Below are 15,382 nucleotides of genomic sequence, written 5' to 3'. Positions count from 1 at the left end.
GCTGAATTCATCTAAGCCGGTGTTCCAGGTGATTAATAACTAGCCGAGCAGCATCGATTACTCGTTTAGCATCATAAGGGGTTAAAGGGCCAAGGCCCATGGAAACCTCTTGGAATATATCTTCATGTTTAGCTAATCGCTTAAATAAATCTAAAAATTTTACCGCTTCTCTTACTGTTCTAGGGGCATTTTGTCCTTCTGGAAACTTAAAAAAAAGTTCTTCAAGAGAAGAAGCGGAGACTCTTTTCCCTGCCTTACGTTCTAAAGCTTTTAAAGCCTTACGAGCTGCTTGCCAGGCAAGATGAGCAGAAAGATCAGGATCCTTTTCAAGGAGCTCTTCAGCGCGTTTTAGATCTTTGTAGGAGCTTTCTAACCATGAGGAAGGTTTCTGAGATTCTAAAACAGGTTCTTTCCCTTTGCGTTTTAAAAATTTAAACATCTAGCCTTAAAATTTGCCCAGGTGGAGCTGAAAGTCTATTATTCTTTATGATAACTTGCTTCTCAAAACCTGAAAACATTTTGCTTAAGCTGGAAAGGGCCTTTTGAGCCTCTTTAAAGGCTTCTTCTCTGGCGAAACTAAGTTCGATATTAATGCCTCCCTGATGCTTCCAAAACCTGGCTTCCATAAGGCCTAAACGAGAAAGAAATATCACTAATACAAAGACTCGTTCTTTTTTTCTTTTTGGGGTATCTTCCTCTTCAGTTAGATACCCCCAGGAAACCTGATCCCCCACAATAAAAGGAATTAAAAACTGTCCTTCTTGCCAATGGTTAATCAAAAAGTCGCGAATTTCTTGGTGGCTTAGTTTTTGGAGGCCTTTATCATCGTTACCGTGTTTTTTGATTAAATTTAAAAAAAGACTTTCTAATATTTTTTCTTTAGGCAGAGGCAGGTGTTCGTCGTCAGAAATCTTTTTTCTTAAACCTTGAAGGAGCCTGCCCAGGACAGGCAAAAAGTTTTCTTTGACAGGGGCCTTTTCAAAAAGAAGAGAAAGGACTAAGGGAGGCCCTAAAGAAGTTACCTTTAATTTTATTTCCTGTCCCGGTTTTAAAAGATGTAAAGGTACCTGCTCTGAAAGTAGAGCTTCTATCTTTTCCTTGCCAATAAAAAGGCTTAGCAGTCGTCCCTCTATGGTTTCTATTTTAGCGGTAATTACTTGGCCAGGTTTTAATTGTTCAATAAAACCTTCGGGTAATTGTCGTAAACTTAATGGTGCTGAAAATCTAACCGGTGGAGTGATCATGGTTAAACTTTGTCTTTTTTAACGGCTAAAATAAGATTTACCTCGCCCTCCTGAAGTCCGGTTTTTTTGGCGATTTCAGAAACATCAAGACCTTTTTTAGCCATTTCATAAACCTTGCTTTTTATATCTTGGGCATCCTTCCGTGTGGATTCCCAGGCATCAGCACCTGTTTCAAGAGCAGTTATAATTTTTTCTGAAAGTTCTTTTTTCTGAGCCAGGTTTTCCGAAAGTTTCTCACATAGTTCATTAGCTGCTTTTAATCGTTTCTCTACTTCATCAAGGGGAATACGGCCCAGGCGCCTTAGTTGTAGATAAAGCAGAAAAAGCAACAACAAAAGAATTAAATCGAAGATGGCCTGAAATAAGAAAAAAAGCGTTATATCAAACATGTTTATATACGAATGTTAATAATCTTTCCTTTAAGTTGTTTCGAATTTTTAAACTCTTTCTTTTCTTCCTTTTTATTTTTTTTAAAAGTTCTTTTTTCACGGTCAGGCAAACGCTTAGACGCCTCGTCAACCCGCATAACCACAGAAGTTATAGAAAAAACCCCTTTCAATTCATCAGGCATAATTTATTTTAAAATGTAGCCAGTTATTTTGGCATCTACTGGTACTACATCAGCAATTTTTTTCTTTGTCAAATAATCTAAAAACTCTTTTCGGATAGTTTCTTCACCCCTTGGGTTTTCCCATACATAAAGGGGGACATTTCGTAAGAGTCTGTAAAGATGTTCTCTAAAAAGTAGTTCGTTTCGTTTGGCAATCTCATAATCTCTTTTGTTAGCAAAATAGAGTATAACTTTAGCTTTAACAAAGACGTTTTCTCCGGTTGTTTTGCGGTAGGGGATGAGAAAATTTTTTAAGAGGAGCATCTTTCGAGTTTCAACCGCAATAGGGGAGGATACCAGCGGTGCTTCAGGTTCGGTTTTTTTAGGAAGAGGTGCTTCGGTTTTAATTGGTTTTTCCTGAGAAATAGTGGCTATAGGCTTTCGGTAAAGTTTAAAAAAGGTAAAAACTCCAGCTGAAAATATGAGAGCTGGGGTCAAAATGGCAAGTACTAACCAAACTATACCTGAGCTAGAAGTTGATTCTTCTTCGACTTCGTTTTTGTCTTCGTCCTCGTCCTCGTCTTTTGGTAAATCCTCTTTGGTGTCAGAAGTTTCTTCACTTTCTTCCTCTAGCAATTCTTCGTCGAGAAGACTAGCCAGAGGGTCTTCCTCTGGCGGAGAAGGTTTTTCTTTTTTTGGCTCTTCTTTCGATTCCTGGGCTTCTTCTGAAGGCTTTTCCGATGAGGGAGCTTCTTGCTCTCCCTCATCGTCTTCTACTAAAAGTTCGGCTAAGGGGTCATCTTGGTCTTCAGGTGTCTTGTTTTCTAAATCTTTTTGTTCTTCAGCCATTAGTTAAAGATTTTTTTCAGTTTTTCTTGCAAAGTCTCAGGTGTAAACGGCTTAACGATATATTGACTTACTTTGTATTTAACCGCCTCAATAATATTTTCCTTCTGGGCCTCGGCGGTAACCATCAAGAAAGGTATGTCTTTAAAGCGATCATCACTTCTTACTTTTTTTAGTAGTTCAATACCGGTCATTTTGGGCATATTCCAGTCAGATATTATAAGATCCACCTTTTCTCCTTTGTTAAGGATCTCCCAGGCTGTGGTTCCGTCATCTGCTTCAATGATATTCTTAAAACCGAGTTGAAGCAAAATGTTTTTGATAATGCGGCGCATGGTAGCAAAATCATCTACCACTAGTACTTTCATGTTGGTATCCATAAAATCAACCTCCTTAAATTTGATTCTTTGTTACTTATCGGCCAGCGTCCCGATTTTCCTAAAGTTCTTCAAAAAATTCTTTCCCCACGCGCCCTTTAAGCTTAGCTCTCAAACGTTTCAAAGCTTTACTGTGGAGCTGAGAAATACGACTTTCGGTATAACCAAGGATTTCTCCAATTTCTCTCATAGTAAGACCTTCGTAGTAATAAAGGCTTAAGACTAATTTTTCTTTTTCCGGTAGCTCATCAATATATTTGGCCAGAAGATCTCTTATTTCTTTTAAACCACACTCTTCAAAGGGGTCAGGTTGGTCAGGGTCTTCTATTAAATCGAAAATATCTTCTTCATTTAAGTCCGGGAGTTTTCTTTTAATAGTTTCGATATCTATAAAGGAAACATTTTTTGTTTCTTCAAGCATCTTATGAAACTCATCAATACTTATTCCTAAAGCTTCAGCCACTTCTTCGTCTTCAGCAGGGCGTCCCAGACTTTGCTCAAGCTCTTGGTAGGCCTTTTCTATCATGTTGGCTTTTTTCCTGATAGAACGTGGCACCCAGTCAAGGGAGCGCAACTCATCAAGCATGGCCCCCCGGATCCGAAATTCAGCAAAAGTCTTGAACTGAATCTTCCTTTCCGGATCAAAACGATTGATGGCGTCAATTAAACCCATTATGCCTGCGCTTATAAGGTCATTTATATCCACGTTTGGTGGGAGCCGCATAGCCAGCCTTCCGGCTATGAACTTTATAAGAGGAGCATATTTAATGATCAGCTCATTACGGCGTTTGAGGTCCATGTTTTTAGGGAACTCCTGTTTCAATTGGTTTTCTATTTCTTTGGTCATTAAGTTTGAGGATTTCATGCGCAAACCCCCATGATTTTTCGCCCGAAAAATTGAAGTCCCCCTTCCAGCTTATCGGTCTTCATATTGGCAATCTCAAGCGCTATTTCTCTAATAGCCTGGCTTGCTGGAGAGTTGGGGAATAATTCCAGTAAAGGCACTTGGGCCCTTATAGCCTCAGAAACTCGCCTATCTGCGGGGATACCTCCCAGGAAGTTCAGGGAAATACTTCCTAAAAATTTTTCCACTACCCGCAAAAGTTGGCGGTATATCTCAAGGGCCTGTGAAGGTCGCTTTATCATGTTCACTACCAGATGGAAACGCTTGATATAATGGTATTTAAAAAGAACTTTAATTAAGGCGTAAACATCGGTTAATGCTGTGGGCTCAGGGGTACAAATAAGAATACGCTCATGTGAAGCCAGATTAAAGTAAAGTACGTTTTCTGAGATTCCAGCAGCTGTATCCAGAAAGACATAGTCAAGTCCAGTTGTTAGGCGATCAAAAGAATCCAAGAGCATCATCTTTTGGGATTCAGAAAGATTAGTCAATTTTACTATCCCGGAACTTGCCGGAAGGATTTTTAACCCTCTTGGTCCAGTTAAAACTACTTCTTCCAGTTGACAACGTCCAGCCAGGACATCACCTATATGAAATTTAGGGCTTAACCCCAAAAGAACATCAACGTTTGCTAACCCCAGATCAGCATCAAAAAGTAAAACTTCGTTTCTTTCACATAAAGCGTAAGAAATATTGAGAGCAAAAGTGGTTTTCCCCACTCCACCCTTACCGCTAGAAATAGTAAATACCTTGGGACAGTTCTCCAATCCTAAAGAATTATAACCTGGCATGTCTTTCCTCCAATTCTAAATTCCTCATAAGCAAACCAAATAAACGTTTAGGAGTTATTCTTTCAAAATCTTCTGGTACCTGCTCTCCGGTGGAAATAAAGCTAACCGGCGGTGTTTCAGGTAGAAAAAGTCCAAAAAGTATTCCTCCTGAAGGGAGACTCTCTACGTGAGTCAAAATAAGCGAAGTAATAGGAAATCCTTTAAGGCGCCTAAAAAGTGATGGAAGCATTAGCGCTACATCTGAGGCCCTTATCACCAAGTGAAAAGACACGTTTTTAGTGCTCAAAAAATTTTTGAGCTTAAACTCAGGGAATCCTGCTCCCAGGGCTGGAGTATCAATTAACACGTAGTCAAACTTTTCAAAGTTTTCGGCCTCCACAGGAAAGTCTTCAGGATGAGAAAAATATAGAGGCAATTCTAAAAGTTCAGCAAAACGGCTTATTTGTTCCCTTGCCCCAACGCGTACGATATCAAGAGAAACAATAGCTACTCTATGACCAGCGGCTGAAAGCCTGGCAGCAAGCTTTATCACTGAGGTGGTTTTTCCTACTCCTGCTTGACCTATAAAAAATAAAAACTTTGAAAGTTTGGTAGGCCCAACGCGTTCTTTAACTCTAGCCGCTACATTTTTGAGGAATAATTCTTTGTTACCATTACCATTTCCTGAAAGAAGTTTTATTACTTTAGCGGGGACCCCTTGTTCAATAAATAGATCTGCCCAGGTAGAACGGGGTTTAAGGCTTGATTCAAGCCCTAGGATCATCTCTTTTAAAGAAGTAATTTCTTTCATTAAAAAAGAGATGTTTTCTTTTTCAGAAGAAGTTTTAACTTCTTGTTCTTCAGGTTCAAAATCGATGGCTGCGGTAATCTCATAAAGCCAGCGACCGTTTTCTCTCACCCTTCTGGTGGAAAGAATTACTGCCTCTTCTCCTAAGGCCTCTTTGACCTTAGCCAGGGCTTCCATTGATGTTTTGGCACGGAACTTTTGTACCTTCATCAGGCAAGCCTCACTGTTTCATGTATTTCAACCTGGATTTGTGAAGGAATTTCTGCTTGAGAAATAACCGCAGCTTGCGGAAGAGAACGTTCTATCAATCTGCGCAAGTGACGCCTTGAAACAGGCCCGGTTAAAAACACCGGTGTATAGCCTGCCATGACGAGCCTTTCCGCCGCCTGGGTGCAAGCCGCTACGATACGACTTCCCACTTTGGGATCAAGAGTTAGAAATGTTCCTTGCTCAGTGCGCTGAAGAGAACGCTTGATGGCCTCTTCTATATCTTCGGCAACTGCGGCTACATGAAGTTTTCCGTCTTCAGCGAGGTAGGGTTTAACAATTACTCGAGCAAGTCTCTGTCTTACATATTCGGTTAAAAGGTCAGGGTCTTTTATACTCTGCCCGTAATCAGCGATGGTTTCCACAATGGTAAGAAGGTCTCTTATGGAAACGCGCTCGTGCACTAAGTTATGAAGAACTTTTTGTACCACGCCGAGGTTAACGGCATTTAGGCATTCTTCTACGGCTTTGGGATAACGTTTGGCAAGTGCATCTAAGAGCTTTTGCACTTCCTGCCGGCCCAGGAGCTCTTCAGCGTTATTTTTGATAACCTCAGCCAGATGGGTCACGATAACCGTTGAAAGGTCTACTACGGTGTAACCGGCAAGTTCCGCTTCATCTTTTTTCTCTTCAGGTATCCAGATAGCCGGGAGCCCAAAAGCTGGTTCCTGAGTAGGTATGCCTTCAATCTGTTTTTTCACCTCTCCAGGGTCCATGGCCAGCACGTGGCCTGGCATAAGTTCAGCCCGGGCTACTTCTACCCCTTTGATGAGTATTACGTACTCTCCGGGTTTTAGTTGTAGGTTATCGCGCACATGAAGCGGTGGCACAATGAGCCCCATTTCCAGGGCAAATTGCCGTCGCATGTTGCGAATCCGTTCAAGAAGGTCTCCCCCCTGGGTTTCGTCAACCAGCGGAATTAATGCGTAACCGACTTCGAGTTCAAGTACATCTACTACTAGGAGTTCTTCTACTACTTCGGGAGCCTGTTCTTCTTCGGTTTTGGCCGCTTCTTCCTTTTCTTCAGCAGGTAGCTCCTTCTGAGTACGATAAGCAGCATAGGCCAGAGCAAGCATAACCAGCGAGAGTACGGTAAAAGGCATGGTGGGAAGACCAGGAAGCATGCCGAATACAAAAATAATGGCCGAAGCGAGAGCCATGGCTTCTGGGCGAGTGGCAAATTGCCGGGCAAAGTCCTTACCCATACTGGCTTCAGCTGCCGCTCGGCTAATAATGATACCAGCAGAGGTAGAAACAATTAGCGCCGGAATCTGGGAGACCAGGCCGTCTCCAATGGTAAGCAGGGTATAGCTCTGGGCAGCTTCTCCCAGAGAAAGCCCTTTTTGCACCACCCCGATTATCAGGCCTCCCAGGACGTTGATGGTCATAATGATGAGCCCGGCTATGGCCTCACCGCGTACAAATTTACTGGCACCGTCCATGGCCCCGTAGAACTCGGCTTCTTTGGCAATTTCTTCACGGCGTCTTTTGGCCTCAGCTTCGTCTATAAGACCGGCATTTAGGTCGGCATCTATGGCCATCTGTTTGCCAGGCATGGCGTCAAGGGTGAAACGAGCCGCTACTTCAGCTATACGTCCAGCACCTTTAGTAATAACCACAAAGTTGATGATGACCAGAATGGCAAAAACAATAGCTCCCACTACGTAATTTCCGCCAACTACGAATTGGCCGAAGCTTTTGATTACGTTTCCTGCGGCGGCAGGGCCTTCATGACCGTGAAGGAGAATTAGTCGAGTGCTGGCTACGTTTAGCGACAGCCTGAAAAGAGTAGTTACCAGGAGCAGGGCAGGGAAGGCCGAAAAATCAAGCGGTTTTTTAATGTACATGGACATGAGTAAAATAAGCAAAGCCAGGCTAAAACTAAGAGATAGCAAAAAGTCTAAGAGATAACGCGGTAGTGGAAAGACCATTATAGTGAGTATCCCTACTACTCCTGCCGCCACCGCCAGGTTCGAAGCGTCTAAAGAAAAGTTTCTGTTTAAAGGAAGTGCTTTTTCAGCCATTAGCTAACCTTCCCCTTTAAGCGATAGACATAAGCCAATACTTCAGCCACCGCCTGATAAAGCTCGGCAGGGACGTATTCTCCAATTTCAACCTCTTTATAAAGGGCCTGAGCCAGCGGCGGATTTTCCACTATCGGAACTCCTGCCTCTTCGGCTACTTCTTTGATTCGCTGAGCCACCAGGCCTTCACCTTTAGCCAGAACCTGAGGCGCTGGCATTTCGCCAGCTTGATACTTAAGAGCTACGGCGTAGTGAACAGGGTTGGTGATAACCACGTCCGCCTTGGGAACTTCAGCCATCATGCGACGCTGGGCCATGGTGCGCTGGATTTGACGGATCTTGCTTTTGACCCACGGGTCACCTTCGGTTTGTTTAAGTTCTTCTTTTAATTCCTGTTTGGTCATACGGAGCTGGCGGTTGGTTTCCCAGCGTTGAAAGAGGAAATCAAGTATAGCGAGTACCGCTAGGGCCATAAGGGTCTTAAAAACTAAACTACGTGCCAGGATATAAATATTTTTTCCGATTTCAGCAGGTCCTTCCTCAGCCAGATAAAGAACTATGTCTTTTTCTGACATTAGAACTAAGTAGGCCACCAAGCTTATAATGATAAGTTTGATAAGGGATTTAAGAAATTCGAAAAGAGCGGGTAAGGAAAACAAGCGTTTAAAACCTTTTATAGGGTCGATTCTTTCACCTTTTGGCTTCAAGGCCTCCCAGGCGGCCACACTCCCTACCTGGAGGTAAGCTGAAAGAAAAGAAACCAGAAGTAAGATAATCAAAAGGGGCATAAGGACTTTGCCCCCTAGTTTTATAGAAACTACGAGCAGTTCATAGGCCCGATTAACATCAATAAGGGGCTTTGAAAAAATAAAAAACTCTCGATAAATAACTAGAATTTGGCTAACCATATATGTTCCTGCCATAGTAAAGACAAGCATACTGCCAGAGAGAACGGCCACAGCCGTTATTTCACGGCTTTTGGCCACCTGCCCACGACGCCTGGCTTCTTCACGTCGCCTCGGCGTAGGCTCTTCTGTCTTTTCCTGAAGGCTCTCGTCTGGCATCTCTATTTCCCAAAAGTCTTAATAATTTGGGGCAAAAAGCCCACTGCCTCGCGCCAGGAAGGCGCAAGCACCACGCTAAAAATCTGAAGAGTAAGCCCAAAAAAGAACAACCCCACCGCAATGGTTAAAGGAAAGCTCATGATTAAGATGTTTATCTGGGGAACAAAACGGGCCACAATGCCCATGGCTATCTGAATCAAAAATAAGATGGCCATAGCCGGGGCCATAATCTTTATCCCCAAGATAAAAATTTCTTTTCCTTTAAGTACAAGGATTTCGAAAATTTCTACGGGTGTTTTTATTGTGGCCGGCGGAAGAAGTTTAAGGCTTTCTCCCAGGGACAGTAAAAAATAGTGATGCAGGTTTAGTACCAGGAAGAGTAAAAGGGCTATCAAATAGGCGAACTGGGAAAGCACCGGGGCCTGAAGCCCGGTAGCTGGATCAAGCACATTGGCTACACCAAAGCCCATTTGAAACCCTAAAAGTTGCCCTCCAAATTGTACTCCGGCAAAGATAAGCCTTACTAGAAAAACAAGACATATACCTAGAGCTGCTTCGTTTAAGGCCAGAAGTCCAAATTCCCAAGGAGAGGCCGGCATGATAACCCTTCCGGCCCAAAAAGGAGTAAAAACAAGAGATAGAGCTATTACTAACGCGACCTTTATTTGCAAGGGGATAATCCTGCTTCCGAAAACCGGCAAGAAAGCTACAAAGAAGCCTACCCTTACCAAAATAAGGGCAAAGGCCACGGCATACTTAGCGAGCTCTGCGTAAAAATCGAAAAAGTTCATTTAATATACCCCGGGATACCGAGAATTATTTGTTCGGTAAAAGTGAGCATTTTGCGCATAATCCAGGGAAAAGCCACTAAAAGGGCCAGCAACACCGCCACAATCTTGGGTACAAAAGTGAGCGTCATCTCCTGAATCTGGGTCACTGCCTGAAATATGCTAATAAGAAGCCCCACTACTAATCCGGCCAGGAGCATGGGCATAGAAATGAGAAGCGTTAGTTCTATTGCCTGCCTGGCAAGCCCTACTACAGTTGTCTCTGTCATCTTTTCCTCCTAGCCAAAGCTTTTCACCAAAGAACCCACCAATAAATGCCAGCCGTCAACCAGTACAAAAAGAAGCACCTTGATAGGCAAGGAAATCATCACCGGCGGAAGCATCATCATACCCATAGAAAGGAGAACGCTTGCCACTACCATGTCGATAATCAAAAACGGGATGTAGAGCAAAAAGCCGATTTCAAAGGCCGTGCGCAGCTCGCTAATCATAAAGGCCGGGATAAGGGTCAAAGTGCTCACGTCTTCTTTGTTTTCAGGTTTAGGGGCCCCAGAGAGCCTTATCATCAAGGCTAGGTCTTTTTTTCGGGTATTTTTGAACATAAATTCCCGAAAGGGCTTTACCACGTCCCTGAAAAACTCCTGGTCCCCTATTTCCCCAGCAAGGTAGGGGGAAATGGCCTGATTGTAGGCCTGACTAAAGACGGGCTTCATAATGAAAAAAGTAAGAAAAAGGGCAAGAGCAATAAGCACCTGGTTAGGTGGAGTTTGTTGTGTGCCAAGCGCGTGGCGTAAGAGGGAAAAGACAATAACCAAGCGCGTAAAAGAAGTAACCATAAGAAGTAGGGCCGGAGCCACCGAAAGAACAGTGAGAAGGAGTAAGATCTGGAGCACGGTGGCCATCTGTTCAGGCCCCTTGGTTTGTTCCAGGCCAAAGCGCACTGTAGGCAAAGTAATAGCTGAAGCTATTTTCGGAGCCAACAGAAAAACTGTAGTTGTTAAACTAAGCGTCAGTCTTTTCATCTTTTTTCCAGCGGCGAATGAGTTTAGGCCCATTTTCACCCAGGCCAATAAGCATTTTCTCTCCAAATACTTCAATAAGAGCTAATTGAGCTTTGGGATTTAATGGTCGATAAGCTAGAAGTTTTATTTCTCCTGCTAATTCACCTTTGGTGAGTTTGAGCCGTTTAAGACCCCATAACCCCACCACCAAAAGGGCACAAAGGATAAAGGTTACTCCCAGCACTTGCAAATAAAGCGTTAACTCGTTCATGAGCCCAGCTGCCTTACCCTTTCTTGAGGAGAAATTATTTCTGTAAGCCTTACGGCAAAGCGGTCATTTACCACTACCACCTCGCCTCTGGCCATAAGCCGTTTGTTCACGTAAATCTCAGCCGGTTCTCCGGCCAGTTTGTTTAGCTCAATGATTGACCCCTGTGATAGCTTGAGAAGGTCATTAATAATCATTTTGGTACGGCCGATTTCTACAGATATCTCAAGAGGAATATCTAAGATAAACTCAAGGTTTGGGTGGCCTTCGGTTTCATTGCCTCCTGGTTTAAATTCTTCAAAGTCCGGCTGAGAGGCCTCTGGTTGTTCTTTAGCCGACTTTTGTGTATCTTCGGCTTCAGATGAAGTACTTCCCGTCTCTTTGGCTTCTTGCAAGGCCTCTTCCCACTGAGCCAGAAGATCAGCCTCTGCATCGCCAAGATCCGGCTGCGTTGCTTCTTGCCCAGCTTTGTCTTCGGCCTGGGTTTCAGCCTGTGGAGTTTCTTCTTTAGGTTCTTCTTTAGGTTCTTCTTGATTCAAAAGAGCATCAATATCGTCTTGGCGTAGTTCGTCAGACATGGTTTACTCCTCTTTTAAGAATTCAATTACCCTTATTGCTTTGCGACCCCGGTAAATACCAAGCTCTCCGAGCATTTTCTGGATACCCTCTACATAGACCGGCAAAGGCTGGTCTATCTTGGCATCAAGCTCAATTATGTCTCCTACACTTAATTCAAGGACGTCTTTCCCAGAGACTTCAGCACTTCCTAAAGGCACTAAAATATCAACTACTACTGAGCGAATGATTTCTTCAAGCTGTTCGCGCCAGTAAGGGTCGGCGTCTTCCTCGCTTTGAAACGGCGAGTAAAGTTTGGCTTTAACTGGCTGCAAAGTGCCCAGGCCGTAGCAGAGAAGGAGTTCGCCTTTAAGGTCTTCAAGTTCCAAATTAAAGGTGCATACCACTACAGTTTCATCAGGTTGAAGGACTCTGGCGAACTGAGGATTAATTTCACTGCGTACATATTGAGGTTTTACAGGATGAATCCCTCGCCAGGCCTTTTCAAGTTCACTAAGGGCGGCCTCAACTACCCGTTTGATGAGACGCTGTTCAATGATGGTAAACTCGCGGCCTTCAACCCGTAGCATGCGACGCCCGCTTCCCCCGAGAAAGCGTTCTACAAAAGTAAAAACCAGACGGCTTTCAAAGTTTAGCAGGCAGTATCCACGTAAAGGCTCGAGTTTGAAGATATGAAGTGAAGCTGGAACTGGGATGCGATTTAAAAAGTCTTTAAAGCGCTCAAGTTTTATAGGTAAAGCAATAATGTCTACTACTTCGCGTAAAAGAGAAGAAAGAGTGCCTCTAAAACCTCGGGCAAAGTAGTCATTTACCACCTCAAGGCCTGGCATTTTAAGCCGGGCCGATACGGTATAGTTACGGAAGTCGAAGGGGCGAATGTCTTTGTCGGCATAATCGGGCTGTTCAGGGGTGGTATCAACAGCCCCTTCGTCTATACCGCTTAAAAGGGCATCAATTTCTTCTTGTGAGAGAAGTTCACTCATATTTATTGCACCACAAATTGAGTAAAATAAATATTCCTTACACTATTTGGCCCCAGGATTTCGTTTAACTTTCTTATTAATTCAAGACGCAGTTCAAGTTTTCCTTCAGGCGATAAGACCTCTTCTACGGTTTTACTTGAGAGCACCATAATGATGGCATCGTTTATCTGTGGGAGACGCTCATTAGCCATCTGATAAGCTTTGTCGTCTCTGAACTCTATGGTGATTTTGGCTCTTAAATAGCGCTGACCGGTTGGGTCGGCCAGGTTGACTACAAAAGGGTCAGGCTGAAGAAAAGGCCCTACCTCTGGTTCAGACTGTTGCTGCTGTTTCTCGACCTCTTCGGGAGGAGGGCTATTTTTGGCAAAAAGAAAAAAGTAGGCGCCACCTGCTCCACCCAGCAATAAAACCACTCCGACGATAATTATTAATAATAACTTTTTGCCACCTTTCTTTTCTTCCTGTTGGTCTTTTTCTTTTTCGGCCATAGCTACCTCCTTGCGCGTATGATTTGCAAAGTAGATGCCAAAAAAAGAAAGAAGCAAAATAGAGCCTTTTAAAAGGATTGACTAAGAGAGGAGCCCAAAAATTTCGGTCAAAACGTCAAACTATTGACATGAATTCCTTCAATAGCCAGGAGTTTTTTCTTTATCTCCAGGCCACTGCTAAAACCACCAAGGCCGCTTTTGGCGACGATTCTATGACAGGGATAAAGAATAGGTAGAGGGTTTTTTGAAAGGGCCCGGCCTACTGCTCGCAAAGCCTTTGGAAAACCTATCTTTTGGGCAAGCCAGGCGTAAGTTCTAATTTCGCCAAAAGGAATTTCAAGGAGGGCCAGCCAGACCCTTTTTTCAAAGGAACTCCCTGAGAGAAAAGTCGGATAAACCGGAGTTTTAGTTTGGCCTGAAAAGTAGGCCAAAAGCTCTTTTTCAAGAGACTTTTTAAAAGATATTGGGGCTTCGGTAAAAGAATATCCTTTTGGCAGGCGGTTTAGAAAGGCGCCTGCAGGTCTAGCCCCAAAAGTAAGGTGCCAGAGGCGGCCGTCTTCATCCCATAAAGCGGTAAAAAGAAAATCTTTTACTCTAAAAGTAGCTTTATATCTAAGGCTCATTCCTCAAAAGAGAGATTAAAAGTCTTAGCCAAAGATTTGACATGATGGCGTTCGCCCCTTTTAAGCCATAAGGGTACAGGGGCCAGAACCAGTTGTTCAAAAATTTGGCGCTTCTCTTTTTCAGACAGGTCACGAGCAAGAATTTCTTCACGCCAGCGGGCCATTAACTCTAGATATTCGGCGTATTCCGGGCCAAAAGTCTCTTCAAATTGTTCTCTTAATCTCCGGGCCAGGGCAGGGCTTGCTCCAGAGGTGGATATGGCAATCTGAAGTTTTCCTCTTTTTACAATCGAGGGTACTATAAAGGAACAAAGGGCAGGCTTATCTACCACGTTGCAAAAAATGTTTTTTTCTTCGGCCTCAGCAAAGACTTGCTTTTGCACGGTAGGGTCGTCAGTGGCAGCGTAAACCAGAAAGGCATCTTCTAAATCGCCTTTTCGGTACGGGCGTTTTATCCATTCTACCTGGCCCTGTTCGCTAAGTTTTTCTATTTCTCTGATAACTTCTGGGGAAATAACCTTGACTTTGGCCCCAGCTTCAAGGAGAGTTTTAATTTTGCGAGCGGCTACTTTGCCGCCGCCAATCACCACACATAATTTTTGTTCAATCTTTAAAAAGATAGGATAATATTTAGCCATGAAAAAAATTACCTCCGTAAAAGATTTGGCCAAATACATTGACCTTACTTTACTAAAACCTACCGCTACTGCTAGAGATATTAAAGCCCTTTGTGAATCGGCTAAAAAATACGAAGTAGCGGCGGTATGCGTGGCTCCAACTTTTGTGCCCCTAGCCAGAGAACTGCTCCAAAAATCTTCGGTAAAAGTTTGTTCAGTGATAGGTTTCCCTTTAGGTTTTCAAATAACTTCAGTTAAGGCTTACGAAGGTAAAGAATTAGTAACTCTAGGCGCTGATGAACTGGATTTTGTCATAAACCTTCGATGGGTAAAAGAAGGAAGGTTTGAATTTGTGGCCGCTGAAGCCCAGGAGCTTAGGGCTACCCTCCCCAATACTGTGCTAAAGGCCATTATTGAATGCGCTTATCTTAACCGCGAAGAAATGGAGGCCCTGGTGGATATTCTGGCCGAGACCCAGATTGACTATGTCAAAACTTCTACGGGCTTTGGCCCAAGAGGAGCTACGGTTGATGATGTAAAAATCTTAGCTAAACGTGCCTATGGACGCATTAAGGTAAAGGCTTCAGGGGGTATTAAGACCCTTGAGCAATCGTTGGCTCTAATTGAAGCTGGGGCGGTACGCCTTGGCACCAGCGCAGGCATTGAGATCCTTAAAGAGCTCGAAGAAGGGGCGAAACTAAAGGAAGAAGTAGAGATTTTTGTAGATGGAGCTTGTTTAGGGAACCCTGGCCCGGGAGGTTACGCTGCTATTTTACGGTATAAGGGTCAAGAAAAGTTAATCACCGGTGGTGAGCCCCATACTACCAATAACCGCATGGAGCTTATGGCGGCCATTACGGCTTTAGAAAGCCTAAAAAGGCCATGTCAGGTAAAAATTTATACGGACTCGCGCTATTTAAAAGACGGCATTACAAAGTGGCTTCCCCGCTGGTTAAAAAATGGTTTTCGCACCAGCAACAAAAAGCCTGTCAAAAACCAGGATCTCTGGCAAAAACTGGCCGAGCTAACTAGCAAACACCAGGTAGATTGGTATTGGGTTAAGGGCCATGCAGGGCATCCTGAAAACGAACGTTGTGACCAGCTTGCCCGCGCTGAGGCGGAAAAACAAAGGGACAGGCAAAGCTATTTTAACAATTGAGGTTTTAAGTTTTTGGATTAAAACA

21 protein-coding genes and 1 pseudogene are annotated in these 15,382 nt (G+C 43.6%); 2 read left to right on the top strand and 20 right to left on the bottom strand.

The features are described from left to right. Nucleotides 1–7: 7 nt before the first annotated feature. From THEIN_RS00985 to THEIN_RS00890, 20 genes are all read right to left on the bottom strand, one after another. Complete coding sequence (locus THEIN_RS00985) at nt 8–439, bottom strand: HEPN domain-containing protein (RefSeq protein ID WP_013906828.1); 432 nt, start codon at nt 437–439, stop codon at nt 8–10. Then, nucleotides 432–1,244: a hypothetical protein gene (locus THEIN_RS00980; protein WP_013906827.1), complete on the bottom strand. Its 813-nt coding sequence runs from the start codon at nt 1,242–1,244 to the stop codon at nt 432–434. The genes THEIN_RS00985 and THEIN_RS00980 overlap by 8 nt, the downstream gene beginning before the upstream one ends. 2 nt (nt 1,245–1,246) lie before the next feature. Beyond that, on the bottom strand, nt 1,247–1,633 hold the full coding sequence (locus THEIN_RS00975; protein WP_013906826.1) for a DUF6115 domain-containing protein: 387 nt from the start codon (nt 1,631–1,633) through the stop codon (nt 1,247–1,249). Nucleotides 1,634–1,635: 2 nt separating this feature from the next. Further along, nucleotides 1,636–1,815: a hypothetical protein gene (locus THEIN_RS00970; protein WP_013906825.1), complete on the bottom strand. Its 180-nt coding sequence runs from the start codon at nt 1,813–1,815 to the stop codon at nt 1,636–1,638. Nucleotides 1,816–1,818: 3 nt separating this feature from the next. Beyond that, complete coding sequence (locus THEIN_RS00965) at nt 1,819–2,643, bottom strand: hypothetical protein (RefSeq protein WP_013906824.1); 825 nt, start codon at nt 2,641–2,643, stop codon at nt 1,819–1,821. Then, entirely contained in the window at nt 2,643–3,020 is a 378-nt protein-coding gene (locus THEIN_RS00960; protein ID WP_013906823.1) for a chemotaxis response regulator CheY, read from the bottom strand. Before THEIN_RS00960 ends, THEIN_RS00965 begins: the two co-directional genes overlap by 1 nt. Before the next feature lie 58 nt (nt 3,021–3,078). Then, on the bottom strand, nt 3,079–3,882 hold the full coding sequence (locus tag THEIN_RS00955; RefSeq protein ID WP_013906822.1) for a FliA/WhiG family RNA polymerase sigma factor: 804 nt from the start codon (nt 3,880–3,882) through the stop codon (nt 3,079–3,081). Next, a complete protein-coding gene (locus tag THEIN_RS00950) occupies nt 3,879–4,712 on the bottom strand; it encodes a MinD/ParA family protein (protein ID WP_013906821.1) in 834 nt (277 codons plus the stop codon). Before THEIN_RS00950 ends, THEIN_RS00955 begins: the two co-directional genes overlap by 4 nt. Continuing rightward, nucleotides 4,699–5,709 (bottom strand): flagellar biosynthesis protein FlhF, encoded by a 1,011-nt coding sequence (locus THEIN_RS00945; RefSeq protein ID WP_013906820.1) that lies wholly within the window; start codon nt 5,707–5,709, stop codon nt 4,699–4,701. Before THEIN_RS00945 ends, THEIN_RS00950 begins: the two co-directional genes overlap by 14 nt. Beyond that, a complete protein-coding gene (gene flhA / locus THEIN_RS00940) occupies nt 5,709–7,790 on the bottom strand; it encodes a flagellar biosynthesis protein FlhA (protein WP_013906819.1) in 2,082 nt (693 codons plus the stop codon). Before flhA ends, THEIN_RS00945 begins: the two co-directional genes overlap by 1 nt. Further along, entirely contained in the window at nt 7,790–8,854 is a 1,065-nt protein-coding gene (flhB, locus tag THEIN_RS00935) for a flagellar biosynthesis protein FlhB (RefSeq protein WP_013906818.1), read from the bottom strand. The genes flhA and flhB overlap by 1 nt, the downstream gene beginning before the upstream one ends. Nucleotides 8,855–8,856: 2 nt before the next feature. Further along, a complete protein-coding gene (fliR, locus tag THEIN_RS00930; protein ID WP_013906817.1) occupies nt 8,857–9,645 on the bottom strand; it encodes a flagellar biosynthetic protein FliR in 789 nt (262 codons plus the stop codon). Further along, nucleotides 9,642–9,911: a flagellar biosynthesis protein FliQ gene (gene fliQ, locus THEIN_RS00925; protein ID WP_013906816.1), complete on the bottom strand. Its 270-nt coding sequence runs from the start codon at nt 9,909–9,911 to the stop codon at nt 9,642–9,644. Before fliQ ends, fliR begins: the two co-directional genes overlap by 4 nt. Before the next feature lie 9 nt (nt 9,912–9,920). Further along, entirely contained in the window at nt 9,921–10,664 is a 744-nt protein-coding gene (gene fliP, locus THEIN_RS00920; protein WP_013906815.1) for a flagellar type III secretion system pore protein FliP, read from the bottom strand. Beyond that, a complete protein-coding gene (locus THEIN_RS00915) occupies nt 10,645–10,914 on the bottom strand; it encodes a flagellar biosynthetic protein FliO (RefSeq protein ID WP_013906814.1) in 270 nt (89 codons plus the stop codon). Before THEIN_RS00915 ends, fliP begins: the two co-directional genes overlap by 20 nt. Continuing rightward, nucleotides 10,911–11,489 (bottom strand): flagellar motor switch protein FliN, encoded by a 579-nt coding sequence (gene fliN, locus THEIN_RS00910; protein WP_013906813.1) that lies wholly within the window; start codon nt 11,487–11,489, stop codon nt 10,911–10,913. Before fliN ends, THEIN_RS00915 begins: the two co-directional genes overlap by 4 nt. 3 nt (nt 11,490–11,492) lie before the next feature. Continuing rightward, complete coding sequence (gene fliM, locus THEIN_RS00905; RefSeq protein ID WP_013906812.1) at nt 11,493–12,470, bottom strand: flagellar motor switch protein FliM; 978 nt, start codon at nt 12,468–12,470, stop codon at nt 11,493–11,495. Between the two features lie 2 nt (nt 12,471–12,472). Next, nucleotides 12,473–12,958: a flagellar basal body-associated FliL family protein gene (locus tag THEIN_RS00900; RefSeq protein ID WP_013906811.1), complete on the bottom strand. Its 486-nt coding sequence runs from the start codon at nt 12,956–12,958 to the stop codon at nt 12,473–12,475. A gap of 107 nt (nt 12,959–13,065) precedes the next feature. Further along, on the bottom strand, nt 13,066–13,581 hold the full coding sequence (locus THEIN_RS00895; protein ID WP_013906810.1) for a methylated-DNA--[protein]-cysteine S-methyltransferase: 516 nt from the start codon (nt 13,579–13,581) through the stop codon (nt 13,066–13,068). Then, nucleotides 13,578–14,219 (bottom strand): precorrin-2 dehydrogenase/sirohydrochlorin ferrochelatase family protein, encoded by a 642-nt coding sequence (locus tag THEIN_RS00890; protein WP_013906809.1) that lies wholly within the window; start codon nt 14,217–14,219, stop codon nt 13,578–13,580. Before THEIN_RS00890 ends, THEIN_RS00895 begins: the two co-directional genes overlap by 4 nt. Here THEIN_RS00890 and deoC point away from each other — a divergent pair. Both deoC and rnhA read left to right on the top strand, forming a co-directional pair. After that, nucleotides 14,218–14,859 (top strand): annotated as a pseudogene (gene deoC / locus THEIN_RS12510) (deoxyribose-phosphate aldolase); the annotation flags it as partial. The gene THEIN_RS00890 and the pseudogene deoC overlap by 2 nt on opposite strands. Nucleotides 14,860–14,865: 6 nt before the next feature. Beyond that, complete coding sequence (gene rnhA, locus THEIN_RS12505; protein ID WP_052299079.1) at nt 14,866–15,357, top strand: ribonuclease HI; 492 nt, start codon at nt 14,866–14,868, stop codon at nt 15,355–15,357. Nucleotides 15,358–15,382: the final 25 nt, after the last annotated feature.

Origin of the sequence: Thermodesulfatator indicus DSM 15286, assembly GCF_000217795.1 — a bacterium.
Classification (GTDB): Bacteria; Desulfobacterota; Thermodesulfobacteria; order Thermodesulfobacteriales; family Thermodesulfatatoraceae; genus Thermodesulfatator; species Thermodesulfatator indicus.
The sequence above is the reverse complement of the archived record's forward strand: the minus strand, read 5'-3'. Positions and strand labels throughout refer to the sequence as shown.